A 16,273-nucleotide genomic window follows, 5' to 3' on the forward strand; every position below is an offset into this window, starting at 1 on the left:
TCTTCGTTTCTACAAATAAAAACTTTCATGTTTCGAGTATTTCTATACGCATTTTTTATACTGGCGGCCTTGCCTGCCGAAGCACAAATTGGTGGAGACAAGGCATACAGCTTTCTTAATCTGACCGGTTCGCCGCGTCAGGCAGCATTGGGCGGTAACAATATTACCAATTACGACGGCGATATCAATCAGGCGTTGCTCAATCCGGCGGCGATTAATGCAGAAATGAATAATCACTTGTCTTTGAATTTCGGAAATTACTACGGCAGCGTTTTTTATGGCTCTGCGGCTTATGCCAAAACATTGAAATCAGACCGGACTTTTCATATCGGCGTTACTTATTTGAGCTATGGCTCTATCGACGGATATGATGAAAACGGACTAAAAACCGGAACTTTTTCAGGAAATGATATGGCGATATCTGTCGGATATGCACTTCCGATAGCAGAAAACTTTCACGTAGGTGCTCATGCAAAATTCATCTCGTCGGTGCTGGAAAACTATAATTCCGTCGGAGCGGCAGTTGATTTAGGAGCGATGTATGCTGACTCGGAAACCGGTTGGAATGCGGCTTTAACGTTGAGAAATATCGGTACACAAATCACGACCTACAGCGATTTGCGAGAAGATATACCTTTTGAAGTGACTTTGGGAGTTTCCAAAAAATTAGAAAATGTGCCTATTCGCTGGCATTTAACATTAGACCAATTACAATCCTGGAAGGTTTCATTTTCCAATCCCAATCGGGCAAATACAGATTTGGACGGAACGGTTACGGAAGAAAAAACCGGTTTTTTTGATGATTTTATTCGCCACGTGATTATTGGTGCAGAATTTTTCCCGGAAAAGAAATTCAATTTAAGATTGGCATATAACTTCCGCAGAGGAGAAGAAATGCGGATTTTGGAAAAACGCCATTTCTCTGGATTGTCCGTAGGTGTGGGATTGAAATTTAACCGTTTTGCGGTAAATTATTCCTATTCCAGATACACCATTGCGTCCAACACAAGTTTGTTCGGACTGATTGTTAAATTATAATTGAAAACGATTGAAAAAAATTACTATAGCCATTGACGGATATTCATCTACGGGAAAAAGTACGTTGGCGAAACATTTGGCTAAAGCCTTGAATTATGTTTATGTGGACACCGGTGCGATGTATCGTGCCGTTACTTTATTCGCCATACAACAGAAAATCATTACCGAAAACTCTTTTGCCATCCAGAAACTAATTGATAAACTACCTGATATTTCGCTGACTTTTCACTTTAATCCTGATTTGGGTTTTGCTGAAATGTACCTCAATAATATTAATGTAGAAAGGGAAATCCGTTCGATGGAAGTGTCAAAATTTGTGAGCAAAATCGCGGCGGTTTCGGAAGTTCGTTCTAAACTGGTTCAGCAACAACAGCTTTATGGAACCGAAAAAGGTGTGGTTATGGACGGACGCGACATTGGAACGGTTGTTTTTCCTGATGCCGAGTTGAAAATTTTTATGACTGCCTCAACAGAAATCCGTGCCAAACGTCGTTTTTTAGAATTGCAGGAAAAAGGGCAGGAGGTAACCTATGATGAGGTTTTGAAAAATGTGCAGGAACGCGATGAGATTGATACCACCCGCAAAGATTCGCCTTTGGTCAAAGCCGATGATGCTATCGTAATCGACAATTCGGAATTGACCAAAGAACAACAATTTGAACAGATTTTGAATCTTGCACAACAATGCATGAATAACTAACATTTTCCTGAAAATGAACCTAAAATCGAAATTAACCGTAATGAGTTTCCTGCAATTCTTTGTTTGGGGAGCTTGGCTGATTACTATTGCAAATTTCTGGTTTGGAACCAAAGGCTGGGACGGAACACAATTCGGGCTGGTTTTTGCCACGATGGGGTTTGCATCTATTTTTATGCCTACGCTTACGGGAATCGTAGCAGACAGATGGGTTAATGCTGAAAAACTATACGGTACTCTTCATATTTTGTACGGTCTGACTTTGTTTTATCTTACCACCATTGACAATCCTACGACCTTTATATATGTCATGTTTGCGGCGATGTGTTTTTATATGCCGACGATTTCTTTATCAAATTCAGTTTCATATTCGGTTCTGAAAAGTAATAATTTTGATGTAGTTAAGGTTTTTCCGCCTATTCGTGTCTGGGGAACGGTCGGGTTTATTGTAGCGATGTGGGCAGTTAACCTTACAGGAAACAAAGCTTCTGAAAATCAGTTTTATATAGCCGGAATCATGGCTGTTATACTTGGTGTTTATGCTTTTACACTTCCTAAAGTCCGCCCTCAAAATCTAACCAAAGAAAACGCATCGATTTCTGAAACATTAGGACTTGGAGCTTTCAAGCTTTTTGCTAATTACAAAATGGCTTTGTTCTTTATTTTTTCCATGTTTTTGGGAGGAGCTTTGCAACTGACCAATGCCTACGGAGATGTTTTTCTCGATGAATTTAAGCATTTTCCTGAATATGCCGACTCTTTTGTAGTGAAATATTCAACCATAATTATGTCGATTTCACAAATATCCGAAACCCTGTTTATTTTGGCTATTCCATTTTTTCTGAAAAAATTCGGAATCAAAAAAGTAATGCTTTTCAGTATGATTGCTTGGGTTCTGCGTTTTGGATTTTTTGCATATGGAAGTCCCGATGGTTTCGGACTTTCGCTAATTATTTTGTCTTGTGTAGTTTACGGAATGGCATTCGATTTTTTCAATATTTCGGGGTCATTGTTTGTGGAAACCAATACAACCGCCAAAATCCGTTCTTCTGCACAAGGACTGTTTATGATGATGACCAACGGTTTTGGAGCTGTTCTCGGAAGTGTGGTTTCAGGTTGGGCGATTGAGAAATATTTTACGCACGATGGGGTAAGAGATTGGTACAGCATCTGGATTTCATTTGCGATTTATGCCCTTATTATTGCAGTTTTATTTGCAGTTTTGTTCAAACATAAACACAATCCGGACGAAGTAGAAACGATTAATCATTAATATTGTTTAAAATGAGATTTCATACCAGAAAATGGGTCAAACCCGAAGATTTAAACCCGAATAAATCCCTTTTCGGAGGAAAATTGCTCGCTTGGATTGATGAAGAAGCAGCTTTGTATAGTATTATTCAGTTGGAAAACCCTCACGTAGTGACTAAATATATGTCTGAAATTAACTTTATGAGTTCTGCCCAACAAGGTGATATTGTTGAAATTGGCATTGAAGCTATCAAATTCGGAAATACTTCGCTCGAACTGAAGGCCGAAGCAAGGAATAAAATGACCCGAAATACGATTATTACTGTGGACAAAATTATCATGGTAAATCTGGGAGAGGACGGAAAACCAGCACCTCACGGAAAAACGCAGATAGAATTTGTTAAAGACCGGCTGACATCAGAAAAATGAATAATTCAATCAGAGTAAAAAAACAAGACGGTGAGTTCGCTTCCTTCGATTCCGAATCGCTCAGGAATTCACTTTTACAGTCGGGAGCAAGTTCGACCGAAGCCGATTTGGTTTATGAAAAAGTGACCGAAGATATTTATGATGGTATCGGAACCAAAGAATTGTACGGGCGAGCTTTTGCTGCACTCAAAAAAGTAAGGCGTTCTTTTGCAGCTCGTTATAGTCTAAAATCAGCGATTAAACAATTAGGTCCGGAAGGTTATCACTTTGAAAAATGGATAGCCAAGCTGTTCCAAAAACAAGGAATGGACGCTGTTACCAGCCAGACACTTCAAGGTTGTGCCGTTACGCATGAAATTGATGTATTGGCGGCTCGGCAAGACGAACTATGGGTTTGTGAATGTAAATTCCGCAATGATGATTCTGCCAAAATAGGGGTAACCACACCGATGTATTTTTTATCCAGATTTAATGACCTGAAACCGAATAAATTTGACTACTTCGGCAAACAGTTGCACCCGGCGTATGGCTGTTTGATTACCAATGCTCATTTCACTTCAGACAGTATTGCTTTTGCGGAATATTACGGCATAGAATTACTTTCATGGTCATATCCTGAGGGTAGAAATATCAAATCCCTGACCGAACGTTTCGGGTTGTATCCGATTACATGTCTTACTTCGCTGAACGATATGCAAAAACACATGATGCTGTCCAAAAACTGCTTGCTGGTCAGAGAAATTGTAGATAATCCGGTGCTGCTCGAACATTTTAATTTCAAACCGGAAATCCGGCAGGAAATCCTTGATGAAGCCACTGAATTATGTGGAATTAAACAATAACTCGTCAAAATCACAGATTATCAAATAAATGACCATTAATCATTGAATGTAAAGTATTCAATATTCGTGAAAATTATTTTTTTGCAGGTATTTGTGCTAAAAAAACTACCTGTGCATCTGTAGCATAAAATAAATCATTAAGTGCTAGTAATTTTTAACAGATAATGCATTACGGAAAAACAATAGTTTATTTCTTATAAAAGGCAGTTCCGCTCGCCTGAGCTTTAGGCAACACGGTAATATCAGCCAGTTGTACGTGTTCAGGTTGGTTTAAAGTGTATTTGATAGTTCGTGCAATATCTTCCGCAACCAAAGGGTCATAATTGTCATACACTTTTTGGGCTTTTTCCGCATCGCCTTTAAACCGAACCAGAGAAAACTCGGTTTCCACCGCTCCGGGAGCTATCGATGTCACTTTGATACCCAGCGGAAGAAAATCAATTCGCATACCCTGAGTGAGTGCCTCGACCGCCCACTTGCTTGCACAGTAAGTCGCACCGTTGGCATACACCTGTTTGCCGGCAATGGAAGAAAGGTTAATGATGTGGCTGTTTTGATTTTTTCTGATATAAGGCAAACACGCTTTGGTCACATACATTAAGCCTTTTACGTTGATGTCAATCATTAGTTCCAAATCCGTTAAATCGGCTTCCTGAAAACTGGCTAATCCGTGAGCATTACCGGCATTGTTTATCAACACGTCGATTTGTTTCCAATCGTCGGGAAGACTGTCCACAGCCTCAAAAACTGCTTTTCTGTCTGCTACGTCGAAAGTAAGGATTTGTGTAGGCGTATCACCGAGTTCTTCGGCAAGCTGTGCCAAACGCTCTTGTCTTCGTCCGCATAAAATCAAACGGAAATCTTTGGCTAATTCCTTGGCGGTTGCCCAGCCGATTCCGGAAGAAGCACCGGTTATTAATGCTGTTTTCATTGATTTTGGTATAATAAGAAGATAAATTATTTATACACTATGCTCAACACTAACAAACTCCAACCGAACGATTCCGTCGTCATCAATTTTTGTTAGAGTAATTTCATGCAGTGTATTAACCAAATCCGGATTCCACGGTGTTTTTACCTTGACGTAATTTTCGGTAAACCCATGAATGTATCCTTCTTTATTTTCGCTTTCAAACAAAACGGTATGTGTTGTATTAAGTTGGCTTTCATAAAATGCCCGACGTTTTTTTACCGATAATCCTCGCAGCATTTTACTGCGTTTTGCACGTACTTTTGCCGGAACTACGCCGTCCATCAAAACGGCTTCGGTATTGTCACGTTCGGAATAGGTAAAAACGTGCAAGTAAGAAATATCCAATTCACTCAGGAAATTGTAGGTTTCTAAAAACAACTCATCGGTTTCGCCCGGAAACCCGACAATAACGTCCACGCCAATACAAGCGTCGGGCATTACTTCCCGGATTTTCGCCACGCGGTCGGCATACAGTTCACGCAGATAACGGCGTTTCATTTTCTTTAAAATTGTATTGCTGCCCGATTGCAGCGGAATATGAAAATGCGGAACAAAACATTTACTTTTTGAAACAAAATCAATGGTCTCGTTTTTCAGCAGATTCGGCTCGATAGAAGAAATCCGCAAACGCTCGATTCCCGGAACAGTATCCAGTGCCTGAACTAAATCCAAAAAAGTGTGTTCGTGCTTTTTGTTGCTAAATTCGCCTTTGCCATAATCACCGACATTAACGCCTGTCAACACAATTTCTTTGATGCCTCTTGCCGAAATATCGGCAGCGTTTTTCATCACATTTTCCATCGTATCTGAACGGGAAATACCGCGTGCCAGCGGAATCGTGCAATAAGTACATTTGTAATCACAACCGTCCTGAACTTTTAGAAAAGCCCGGGTTCTGTCGCCAATCGAATAACTTCCGACATAGAAATCGGCATCTTCAATTTCGCACGAATGGATTTCGCCCATATCGTTTTTTGACAAATCGTTGATATAATCCGTGAGCTTGAATTTTTCGGTAGCACCCAAAACCAAATCCACACCGTTCACATCTGCCAGTTCTTCCGGTTTGAGCTGAGCATAACAACCGATTGCCGCCACAAAAGCCTTTTGATTTTTCCGCAACGCTTTCTTGACGATTTGTTTGAATTGCTTATCGGCATTTTCCGTTACCGAACAAGTGTTGATTACGTAAATATCCGCTTCATCTTCAAAATCTACCCGGTCATATCCTTTTTGCGTAAAATCACGGGCAATGGTTGAAGTTTCTGAGAAATTCAACTTGCAACCCAAAGTATAAAAGGCTACTTTTTTTCTGTTAAGTGTCGTGCTGTTCATCATCAAACCGAAAAAATCGTTATATATTTACATCTTAATTTTCAAAATTAAAATGTCGTTGCAAAGTTATAAACAAATTTCGGATTGGAAACTGTTTTTTATTTTACTGTTGAGTATTGTTTTTGGAGCTTGCAATAGCCATAAGCAAACGGGCGATGAAAACAAAGTTTTTCGGTACAACGAAAGTGCAAATATCCAGACTCTCGACCCGGCATTTGCCCGGAATCAAGCGATTATTTGGCCTTGTAATCAGCTGTTTAATGGATTGATTCAGTTAAACGATAGTCTGATTCCTCAGCCCGATATTGCCAAAAGCTGGACAATCAGCAATGATGGATTGGTATATACTTTTACGCTTCGCGATGATGTGTATTTTCACAAGCATGCGAATTTTGGCACAGATAGCACGAGGGTAGTGGTTGCCGACGATTTTGTGTATAGTTTTGACCGTTTGTTAAGTGAAAAACTGGCTTCGCCCGGCACGTGGGTTTTCCAGAATGTGAAAGATTATAAAGCCGTTAATGACACGGTTTTGCAGATAACGCTTGGCAAACCTTTTCCGGCTTTTCTGGGTTTGTTGTCGATGAAATATGCTTCGGTTGTGCCTAAGGAAATTACCGAAGACCCGGCTATTGATTTCCGCTCTAATCCTATCGGAACTGGACCTTTTTATTTCAAAATCTGGGAAGAAAATATCAAGTTGGTTTTACGGCGAAATCCTAATTATTACGAAAAAGATATTAATGGTAAGCAATTACCGTATTTAGAGTCGGTAGCGATTACTTTTCTGCCCGATAAACAAAGTGGTTTTTTACAATTTGTTCAGGGAAAACTGGACTTTATCTCAGGATTAGACCCGTCGTATAAAGATGATTTGCTTACGCCGGCTGGCGATTTGCAGGAAAAATATAAAGAGCAAATCAAGATGCTTTCCGGGCCTTATCTGAATACAGAATATCTGGGTTTCAATATGAACGATGAGCAAATTCCGTTGTCACTTCGCCGGGCTTTGTCGATGAGTTTCGACCGGGAAAAAATGATTACTTATTTGCGAAACGGAATGGGAAGTGGTAAAGTTTCAGGTATTATTCCGGAAGGATTGCCAGGTTATGAAACAGCTAATCTGGTAGAATATAATCCGCAGAAAGCCAGAGAACTGATTAAGGAATTGCAGGCAAAATCAACCAAGCCGATTGAAATCACACTTTCTACTAACAATACGTATCTCGATATTGCGGAATATCTGCAACGCGAATGGCAAAAATTAGGATTAAAGGTAACTATTGATGCGATGCCACCTTCGTCATTACGTCAGGCGATTGCAACCAACAAACTGAGTTTTTTTCGGGGTAGCTGGATTGCGGATTATCCTGATGCGGAAAACTATTTGTCGTTGTTTTACAGTAAAAATTTCACGCCCAACGGGCCGAATTATACACATTATTCCAATCCGGAATTTGACCGGATGTATGAAAAAGCATTTTTGATTAACGACCCGAATGAGCGGGCGGTTCATTATGCCGAAATGGACGCTATTGCACAGGCAGACCAGCCGGTTATTGTATTGTTTTATGATAAAGTAGCCCGGTTTGTTCAGAAAAATGTACACGGTATGGACACCAACCCGATGAATAGCCTGCATTTAAAGTATGTTAGGAAAGAATAGGAGAGACTTGAAAGTTGAAAAGTTAGTAAGTCGTGCAGACTACTAAAAAATGTAGTGTATGATAAACGACATATTTCATACTGACGTAAGGAAGTATCTTTAAAATACAGCATAGAGATTAACAAGGATTTTAAAAAGTTTAAAAACACAATTGAATAATTTGAAATTCTAACTTTAAACAAACTCACTTTTTAAAAAGACAAAAGGAATCAAATCTTTTATGCCTCTGAAAAAACAATTTTAAAAATTCAGTTAATAGTTGTATCTTAGCACACTTTAATATTTTGGTTACAAAAAAATAAATTAATATGACTGAAGGGGAAAAAATAATTCCGGTTAATATTGACGAACAGATGAAATCTGCCTACATCGATTATTCGATGTCGGTAATTGTTTCCAGAGCGTTACCCGATGTTCGGGACGGTTTGAAACCGGTACACCGCCGTGTGTTGTACGGAATGTATGATTTGGGCGTATCTGCCAGCCGACCGCACAAAAAATCGGCGAGAATCGTTGGGGAAGTTTTAGGTAAATACCACCCGCATGGCGATTCATCTGTATATGACGCGATGGTGCGTATGGCACAGGATTGGAGTTTGAGGTATCTTTTGGTTGATGGACAAGGAAACTTCGGTTCGGTTGATGGCGACAGTCCGGCGGCGATGCGTTACACTGAGGCGAGAATGAAAAAAATGGCAGAAGAAATTCTGGCTGATATTGAAAAAGAAACGGTTGATTTTCAGAATAACTTCGATGATACATTACAGGAGCCAACAGTAATGCCAACCAGAATACCACAGCTTTTGATTAACGGAGCGTCGGGTATTGCAGTAGGTATGGCAACCAACATGGCACCACACAACCTCACGGAAGTGATTAACGGAACTTTGGCATATATCGACAACAACGACATTGAAATCGACGAATTGATGGAGCATATAAAAGCTCCGGATTTTCCGACAGGCGGTGTGATTTACGGTTACGAAGGCGTGAAAGAAGCATTCAAAACCGGTCGTGGCCGTGTGGTAATGCGAGCCAAAACCCAGTTTGAGGAAATCAACGGACGAGAATGTATCGTGGTAACTGAAATTCCTTATTTGGTCAATAAAGCAGAAATGATTAAGAAAACTGCCGATTTGGTCAATGAGCAGAAACTTGAAGGAATATCAACCATTAGAGATGAATCGGATAGAAAAGGAATGCGCATAGTATATGTACTCAAACGTGACGCTATTCCGAATATTGTGCTGAATATGTTGTTTAAATACACGCAGTTACAATCATCTTTTAGTGTGAATAATATTGCGTTGGTCAACGGACGTCCGCAAATGCTCAACCTGAAAGATTTGATTCACTATTTCGTAGAACACAGACACGATGTAGTAACGCGTAGAGCACAATTTGAATTAAGAAAAGCCGAAGAAAGAGCTCATATATTAGAAGGATTAATCATTGCGTCGGATAATATTGACGAAGTGATTGCCCTTATCCGTTCTTCAAGCAATGCCGATGAAGCCCGTCAGAAATTAATTGACCGTTTTGAACTGACCGAAATTCAGGCACGTGCAATTGTTGAGATGAGATTGCGTCAGCTGACTGGTCTGGAGCAGGAAAAACTCAGGGCAGAGTATGAAGAAATCATGAAATTAATCAATCATTTGAAAGAATTGTTGGCAAGCAAAGAAATGCGAATGAATTTAATCAAAGAAGAATTGGTTGAAATCAGAGATAAATACGGTGATGAACGCCGTTCTTCAATTGAATATTCCGGAGGCGAAATGAATATCGAAGATTTGATTCCGGACGAGCAGGTAGTAATTACCATCTCTCACGCAGGTTATATCAAACGCACACCGCTTTCTGAATACAAAACGCAAAACAGAGGCGGAGTCGGGCAAAAATCTGCAGGAACCAGAGACCAGGATTTTCTGGAAGCTTTATATGTGGCGACTAACCACCAGTATATGTTGTTCTTCACACAAAAAGGAAAATGTTTTTGGATGCGGGTTTTTGAGATTCCGGAAGGAAGTAAATCCAGTAAAGGACGTGCTATTCAGAATTTGATTAATATCGAATCAGATGACAAGGTAAAAGCATTTATTTGCACGCAGGATTTGAAAGATGAAGAATACATCAATAATCATTATGTGATTATGGCGACCAAAAAAGGTCAGGTAAAGAAAACGCCTTTGGAGCAATATTCACGTCCACGTCAGAATGGTATCAATGCCATCACGATTAAAGAAGAAGATGAATTGCTGGAAGCAAAATTGACCGATGGAAATTCAAAAGTATTGGTAGCTGTAAAATCAGGAAAAGTAGTTCGTTTCGACGAGGCCAAAACACGCCCTATGGGACGCACAGCTTCGGGTGTGAGAGGTATCACGCTGGCAGGCGACAATGATGAGGTAATCGGAATGATTGCCGTAAATGATATGGATAGTGATATTTTGGTGGTGTCAGAAAATGGTTACGGAAAACGCTCGGCTTTGGAGGAATACAGAGAAACCAACCGGGGCGGAAAAGGTGTGAAAACCATGAATATCACTGATAAAACGGGCTTACTCGTGGCAATTAAATCGGTGACAGATAATGATGACTTGATGATTATTAACAAATCCGGATTGACTATCCGAATGAGAGTATCCGATTTGAGAGTAATGGGGCGAAACACGCAAGGAGTTAAGCTCATCAATATTAAAGGAAACGATTCCATTGCTGCCGTGGCGAAAGTGATTAAAGAAGAAGAGGAAGAAATCGGCGATGTGGAAATCGACGAAAACGATACGAATCAAACAGAGTAACGAATAACGTTATGGGATTAAAAAAAATATTTTTTTGGGGAATGGTTTTACTATCATTCCCCGTTTTTTCTCAAAAATATTTGTTGGATTCTGCCGAGCAGGCACTCGACAGGAAACAATATGAACAAATGCTGACTTTATTGTCAGGAAAAGATTCCCTGACTGACGGAGCAACTAATCAGCAACAGGCTTATTTTTATTATCTGAAAGCCAGTGCATACAGCGGTTTGGCGTTGTCACAGAAAGAAAACAAACAGGAAAATTCCAAAGAAGCTATCCGGAATTTCAATCTTGTTAAGGAAGTGGAAGAAAAGGAGCTGGACAGTAAGCTTACGGAAAAATCCCGACCTACACTCAAACGGCATTTGGCTTATCTGGTTGATACTGCGATTGATTACAATCAGAATAAACAATATAATGATGCGTCCAGATTGTTCAACTCGATTTATAGTCTGAGTCCGAAAGATACTTTGTTTTTGTACTATTCCGCATCAATGGCAGTAAAAGCAGAAGATTATGATTTTGCCGAATCAAAATACCGCCAACTTATCGATTTAAAATACAATGGTAGCGATACCTTGTTTTTGGCAACAAATGTGGAATTGCAACGAGTGGAATCATTCGGGCATGATAAAAATCTGCAGGAACTCGGACTCAGACAGCAAAAATACAGCAATTCGGACACTTATGTAGAAAAAAGTAAATGGGCAGAAATCAATGCTAATCTCGGGTTAATTTTATTTAACAAACAAAATTATTCCGAAGCAGAAAGCTTTTTGCTGGAGGGTTTCAACGCTGATAATTCCAACCTGAATGTTGGTTTGGCAGTATTGGAACTGTATCAGAAAACCAACCGGAATACTTTGTATCTGATGTATGCCAGAAGGTTGATGAGAGCTTTTCCGGATAATCCGTTGTTGCAATATAATATAGGTGTGTATTATTACAACCGGCACGATTTTGAACGGGCAGAAAGATATTTTAAAAACGCTATTGAAAATAAGTTTTCGTCTGAAAATGCCCATTTGATGCTGGCAAATATCGCTTTGGCTGAAGATGCCGAGATTACCCAGAAATTAAATGAGTTGATGAACAAAAAATACGCTGAAGAATATCAGCAATTGTATCAGCAGAAAACAGAAATATATGAATCAGCTTTGGATTATTTGAAACAAGCTGTGGAACTCAATCCGGAAAATTCCGATATACAAAATTTAATTACTGATATTCAGCAGTTTCTGAACAAATAAAAGAATAAAATAATTTTTGGCACAGTTCGTGTTAATAGACATAATATAACGAGCTATTAATTTTTAAAATATTATATCATGAAAAAAGCAATTACAATAATAGGAGGATTACTACTGAGTGCAGGATTATTCCAAAGTTGTTCAATTAACGACGAAGTAGTGGAACAACAGATTTTTACGGCTGAGGTTTTTGAAGTGACGGCAAATTTCACATCATCAAATAACTATTCACAAACATTTACTTTTAGTGAGCCGAGCTATGATGGAGATATGGTATTAATGTATGTTTTGTGGGAAGTGGATAGTACGGGGGCAGACGTTTGGAGGTTAGTACCACAAACGGCCTACTTCAATAACGGTGGATTTGTAGAGTACAGTTATGATTTTACCCGTTATGATTTCAGATTGATGTTGGATTTTAATTTTTCATCTATCCCAGGAGACATTTACCAAGATTACTTCCTTAACCAAATCTTCAGAGCAGTGGTTATTCCGGGTAATGTGACATATTCTGTTTCATCTGCAAATAATCAATCACCACAAGTTGATTTTTCTGACTATGAGGCAACGATGAAACATTTTGGATTAAGTGAACGAAATATCCAAAAACTGAATTAATTATTTAGTGTATATAATAATGAGAAGAACCAATCTTTCGAGATTGGTTTTTTTTTGTATATGAAAATCAAAACATTTTCGATTTACCTGTATTAATAGGGGGGGGGTGATGTGGTAAGATAGTTTTTTAAAATTTAACACTAATTTTTTTAGGGGTTATGCTGATAAAAAACCAAAAAAATGTAATTTTGCCCTATAAAAAAATCAGATATATGTCATCAATAAGATTAGAAGCATTAAAATTAGCCAATGCCAGAAAACCGGTAACGATTAACCACACTGCAAAAAAATCCGAAATATTCGGATCCAATGTCTTTAACGACAAAGCTATGCGTCAGTATTTAACTCCCGAAGCCTATCGTGCAGTAAAAGACGCAGTTGATTTTGGTAAAAAAATCGACCGTAAGCTCGCAGATAATATAGCACAGGGAATGCGTGACTGGGCAATGTCAAAAGGCGTAACGCATTACACGCACTGGTTTCAGCCTTTGACAGGGACAACAGCAGAAAAACACGATGCTTTTTTTGAAACTTCATTTGATGGCAAAGACCCACTGGAAAAATTCAACGGAAGTCAGCTCGTTCAGCAAGAACCCGATGCGTCTTCATTTCCGAACGGCGGAATCCGGAATACTTTCGAGGCAAGAGGATATACAGCTTGGGACCCGACGTCGCCGGCATTCATTTTCGGGACAGCACTTTGTATTCCGACCGTGTTTGTTTCTTATACCGGTGAAGCGTTAGACAACAAAGCTCCTTTGCTCAGGGCATTATCAGTAGTGGACCAGGCAGCGACGGCAGTAGCGAAATATTTCGATAAAAATGTAAAAAAAGTAACCCCAACGTTGGGTTGGGAACAGGAATTCTTTTTGATAGATAGTGCTTTGGCAAATTCACGACCGGATATCACACAAACAGGCAGAACATTGCTCGGGCATGTATCAGCGAAAGGGCAACAGTTAGAAGACCATTATTTCGGATCGATTCCGTCCAGAGTGATGAGCTATATGAGAGATTTGGAATATGAATGCATGTTGCTCGGTATTCCGGTTAAAACAAGACATAATGAAGTGGCTCCCAATCAGTTTGAACTGGCACCGATATTTGAAGAAACCAATCTGGCGGTTGACCACAATTCATTATTGATGGATTTAATGCAAAAAGTAGCTGAGCGACATGATTTTAAAGTGCTGTTTCACGAAAAGCCATTCAAAGGAGTAAACGGTTCCGGGAAACACAACAATTGGTCGCTGGCAACCGACACCGGCATAAACTTACTGTCGCCGGGCAAAACCCCGATGAGCAATTTACAGTTTTTGACTTTTTTTATTAATACAATCAAAGCTGTACATCAATACGAAGATTTGCTAAGAGCGTCTGTAGCCTCTGCGTCCAATGACCACAGGCTTGGAGCGAATGAAGCACCGCCGGCAATCGTATCTATATTTATCGGGCATCAGCTGACTAAAGTTTTGGAAGAATTGGAAAACGTCAAGAAAGGAAAGCTTTCGCCACAGGAAAAAACGGATTTAAAACTAAATGTAGTAGGTAAAATTCCTGATGTATTGTTAGATAATACAGACCGTAACCGTACTTCGCCGTTTGCTTTTACCGGAAACAAATTTGAATTCAGAGCAGTCGGCTCAACGGCAAACTGTGCCAATCCGATGACGACTTTGAATTCGATTGTTGCCCGTCAGCTCATTGAGTTTAAAAAACAGGTTGACCAGCTAATCGACACAAAAGGACTCAAAAAAGACGAGGCTATCTTTAATGTGTTGAGAGAATATATCAAAGAAACCAAAAGTATATTATTTGAAGGCGACGGATATAGTGAAGAGTGGGAAAAAGAAGCAGAAAAAAGAGGTTTGTCTAACAACAAAAACACACCTTCGGCACTCAAAGCAAAAGTGTCTAAAAAATCGATTGAGCTGTTTGATACTTTAGGCGTAATGAACGCTACCGAAGTAGAGGCAAGATATGAAATTGAGCTGGAAGAATACATCAAAAAAATACAGATTGAAGGGCGTGTGCTTGGTGATATTGCCAGAAACCACGTGATTCCGACAGCTATTCAATATCAGAACCAGCTGATAGAAAATGTAAAAGGATTAAAAGAAATCTTCGGGAAAGAATATGAAGAACTGGCAAAAGAACCAATAATATTAATCCGGAAAATATCTGGTCATATCGCCGCCATCAACGAAAATGTTCATTTGATGATTGACGAACGTAAATCGGCAAACTTGACCGAGGATATTGAGAAAAAAGCGTATGCTTACTGCAACGAAATAAGACCTTATTTTGATATTATCAGACATCATGCTGATAAACTGGAATTACTCGTTGATAACGAAATGTGGACACTCACAAAATACAGAGAGTTGTTATTCACTAAATAATTACTGAAAACCACCTTGTTAAGAGGTGGTTTTTTGTATATTTGAATATCTTTTTTACTGGCGGAAAATAATAAAATTTACTTTTTTTTTCGCAAAAGTATGTAGATACTATTTTTTTTTGTATTATTGTTAAAAAAATGATAAGTACTAGTCATATGAAGAAATTAATTCTTTCAGTCGGAGCAGTGTTTATGCTTACTTTGGGCGTAAATGCACAGAGACATCATTCAAATCCTGTTACAACCAGTGTAAAGGTCGGAGCTAATTTATCCAATGTTTCAGGACAAGCTCAGGAAATTAGACCATTGTTTCATATCGCAGGTGGTGTCGAGTTTCCATTATCTTACCGCAAACAGTTTGCTGTTCAATTGGAGCTGATGTATTCTGCACAAGGATATAAAGGTAAGGAATATGAACAAATCACTTTTCAGAAAGAAGATTTTGGTTCAGTAAAATTAGAAGATGTTAAGTTAGATTATCTCTACATTCCTTTAACCCTGAAATATTATCTGGGGGATAACTTCGCCATTGAAGCCGGTGGACAAATCGGATATCTGATGAATGCCAGCGGAAGTTTCGATATTCACAAAGCCAATGTGTACCGAAACAGATTGAGCGAGGCACAAACCGGTTTGGATCAAGCTTTGTTTGAAGCAGGATATCGAAGTAAAGACCATAAAGATTATTACGAAACGATGGATTACGGCGTAGTATTTGGTATAAATGCACAGTTGAACAATGGTATGTATCTTAATTTCAGATATTACTTAGGTATGCAGGATATCTACAAAAAAGATAACCATTTGAGCCCGTTGGTTCATTGGGAAAAACCACAGGAAATGCCGGTGGAAGAATACCAGTTTTATATGGCTGAAATCGATTACATCAACGAACAACTGAGTTTTGACCCGGTAAAAAATTCCGTGATTCAAATCTCAGTAGGATACAGATTTTAATTTTTAATAAAC

At 39.2% G+C, this 16,273-nt stretch carries 13 protein-coding genes; 11 read left to right on the forward strand and 2 right to left on the reverse strand.

All coding sequences use genetic code 11. The annotated features are described in order from the left end of the window. The first annotated feature begins 27 nt into the window (after positions 1-27). From porQ to CDL10_RS10660, 5 genes are read left to right on the forward strand one after another with little or no spacing between them, the layout of a single operon-like run. Entirely contained in the window at positions 28-1,038 is a 1,011-nt protein-coding gene (gene porQ, locus CDL10_RS10640) for a type IX secretion system protein PorQ (RefSeq protein WP_100678508.1), read from the forward strand. Positions 1,039-1,048: 10 nt separating this feature from the next. Then, positions 1,049-1,738, forward strand: coding sequence for a (d)CMP kinase (gene cmk, locus CDL10_RS10645; RefSeq protein ID WP_100678509.1), 690 nt, complete (start codon positions 1,049-1,051; stop codon positions 1,736-1,738). Between the two features lie 13 nt (positions 1,739-1,751). Beyond that, entirely contained in the window at positions 1,752-3,008 is a 1,257-nt protein-coding gene (locus CDL10_RS10650) for a nucleoside permease (protein ID WP_100678510.1), read from the forward strand. An 11-nt stretch (positions 3,009-3,019) separates the two neighbouring features. After that, positions 3,020-3,415 (forward strand): acyl-CoA thioesterase, encoded by a 396-nt coding sequence (locus tag CDL10_RS10655; protein WP_100678511.1) that lies wholly within the window; start codon positions 3,020-3,022, stop codon positions 3,413-3,415. Further along, on the forward strand, positions 3,412-4,257 hold the full coding sequence (locus CDL10_RS10660) for a restriction endonuclease (RefSeq protein WP_243389338.1): 846 nt from the start codon (positions 3,412-3,414) through the stop codon (positions 4,255-4,257). The genes CDL10_RS10655 and CDL10_RS10660 overlap by 4 nt, the downstream gene beginning before the upstream one ends. Positions 4,258-4,444: 187 nt before the next feature. Here the strand turns inward: CDL10_RS10660 and CDL10_RS10665 are convergent, their stop codons facing one another. Then, complete coding sequence (locus tag CDL10_RS10665) at positions 4,445-5,188, reverse strand: SDR family NAD(P)-dependent oxidoreductase (RefSeq protein WP_100678512.1); 744 nt, start codon at positions 5,186-5,188, stop codon at positions 4,445-4,447. 30 nt (positions 5,189-5,218) lie between these two features. Then, positions 5,219-6,565 carry a tRNA (N(6)-L-threonylcarbamoyladenosine(37)-C(2))-methylthiotransferase MtaB gene (gene mtaB / locus CDL10_RS10670; RefSeq protein ID WP_100678513.1) on the reverse strand — a complete coding sequence of 449 codons (1,347 nt, stop codon included), beginning with the start codon at positions 6,563-6,565 and terminating at the stop codon, positions 5,219-5,221. A 52-nt stretch (positions 6,566-6,617) separates the two neighbouring features. Here mtaB and CDL10_RS10675 point away from each other — a divergent pair, with 52 nt between their 5' ends. From CDL10_RS10675 to CDL10_RS10700, 6 genes are all read left to right on the forward strand, one after another. Then, entirely contained in the window at positions 6,618-8,231 is a 1,614-nt protein-coding gene (locus CDL10_RS10675) for an ABC transporter substrate-binding protein (protein ID WP_100678733.1), read from the forward strand. Positions 8,232-8,539: 308 nt separating this feature from the next. Continuing rightward, the gene (gene gyrA / locus CDL10_RS10680) at positions 8,540-11,035 is read left to right on the forward strand and encodes a DNA gyrase subunit A (RefSeq protein ID WP_100678514.1); all 2,496 of its coding nucleotides are present in this window, start codon (positions 8,540-8,542) and stop codon (positions 11,033-11,035) included. An 11-nt stretch (positions 11,036-11,046) separates the two neighbouring features. Then, a complete protein-coding gene (locus CDL10_RS10685; protein WP_133119488.1) occupies positions 11,047-12,285 on the forward strand; it encodes a tetratricopeptide repeat protein in 1,239 nt (412 codons plus the stop codon). A 78-nt stretch (positions 12,286-12,363) separates the two neighbouring features. Then, positions 12,364-12,903 carry a hypothetical protein gene (locus CDL10_RS10690; RefSeq protein ID WP_100678516.1) on the forward strand — a complete coding sequence of 180 codons (540 nt, stop codon included), beginning with the start codon at positions 12,364-12,366 and terminating at the stop codon, positions 12,901-12,903. Positions 12,904-13,115: 212 nt separating this feature from the next. Then, complete coding sequence (locus CDL10_RS10695; protein WP_100678734.1) at positions 13,116-15,305, forward strand: glutamine synthetase III family protein; 2,190 nt, start codon at positions 13,116-13,118, stop codon at positions 15,303-15,305. Positions 15,306-15,460: 155 nt separating this feature from the next. Beyond that, positions 15,461-16,261: a porin family protein gene (locus CDL10_RS10700; protein WP_165773009.1), complete on the forward strand. Its 801-nt coding sequence runs from the start codon at positions 15,461-15,463 to the stop codon at positions 16,259-16,261. Positions 16,262-16,273: the final 12 nt, after the last annotated feature.

The sequence above is a fragment of the Avrilella dinanensis genome, from assembly GCF_002807015.1.
Classification (GTDB): Bacteria; Bacteroidota; Bacteroidia; order Flavobacteriales; family Flavobacteriaceae; genus Flavobacterium; species Flavobacterium dinanensis.

Coding starts and splice junctions, on each gene's coding strand:
- porQ (WP_100678508.1), top strand. CDS start 28: ATGTTTCGAGTATTTCTATACGCATTTTTTATACTGGCGGCCTTGCCT.
- CDL10_RS10650 (WP_100678510.1), top strand. CDS start 1,752: ATGAACCTAAAATCGAAATTAACCGTAATGAGTTTCCTGCAATTCTTT.
- CDL10_RS10655 (WP_100678511.1), top strand. CDS start 3,020: ATGAGATTTCATACCAGAAAATGGGTCAAACCCGAAGATTTAAACCCG.
- CDL10_RS10660 (WP_243389338.1), top strand. CDS start 3,412: ATGAATAATTCAATCAGAGTAAAAAAACAAGACGGTGAGTTCGCTTCC.
- CDL10_RS10665 (WP_100678512.1), bottom strand. CDS start 5,188: ATGAAAACAGCATTAATAACCGGTGCTTCTTCCGGAATCGGCTGGGCA.
- mtaB (WP_100678513.1), bottom strand. CDS start 6,565: ATGAACAGCACGACACTTAACAGAAAAAAAGTAGCCTTTTATACTTTG.
- CDL10_RS10675 (WP_100678733.1), top strand. CDS start 6,618: ATGTCGTTGCAAAGTTATAAACAAATTTCGGATTGGAAACTGTTTTTT.
- gyrA (WP_100678514.1), top strand. CDS start 8,540: ATGACTGAAGGGGAAAAAATAATTCCGGTTAATATTGACGAACAGATG.
- CDL10_RS10685 (WP_133119488.1), top strand. CDS start 11,047: ATGGGATTAAAAAAAATATTTTTTTGGGGAATGGTTTTACTATCATTC.
- CDL10_RS10690 (WP_100678516.1), top strand. CDS start 12,364: ATGAAAAAAGCAATTACAATAATAGGAGGATTACTACTGAGTGCAGGA.
- CDL10_RS10695 (WP_100678734.1), top strand. CDS start 13,116: ATGTCATCAATAAGATTAGAAGCATTAAAATTAGCCAATGCCAGAAAA.
- CDL10_RS10700 (WP_165773009.1), top strand. CDS start 15,461: ATGAAGAAATTAATTCTTTCAGTCGGAGCAGTGTTTATGCTTACTTTG.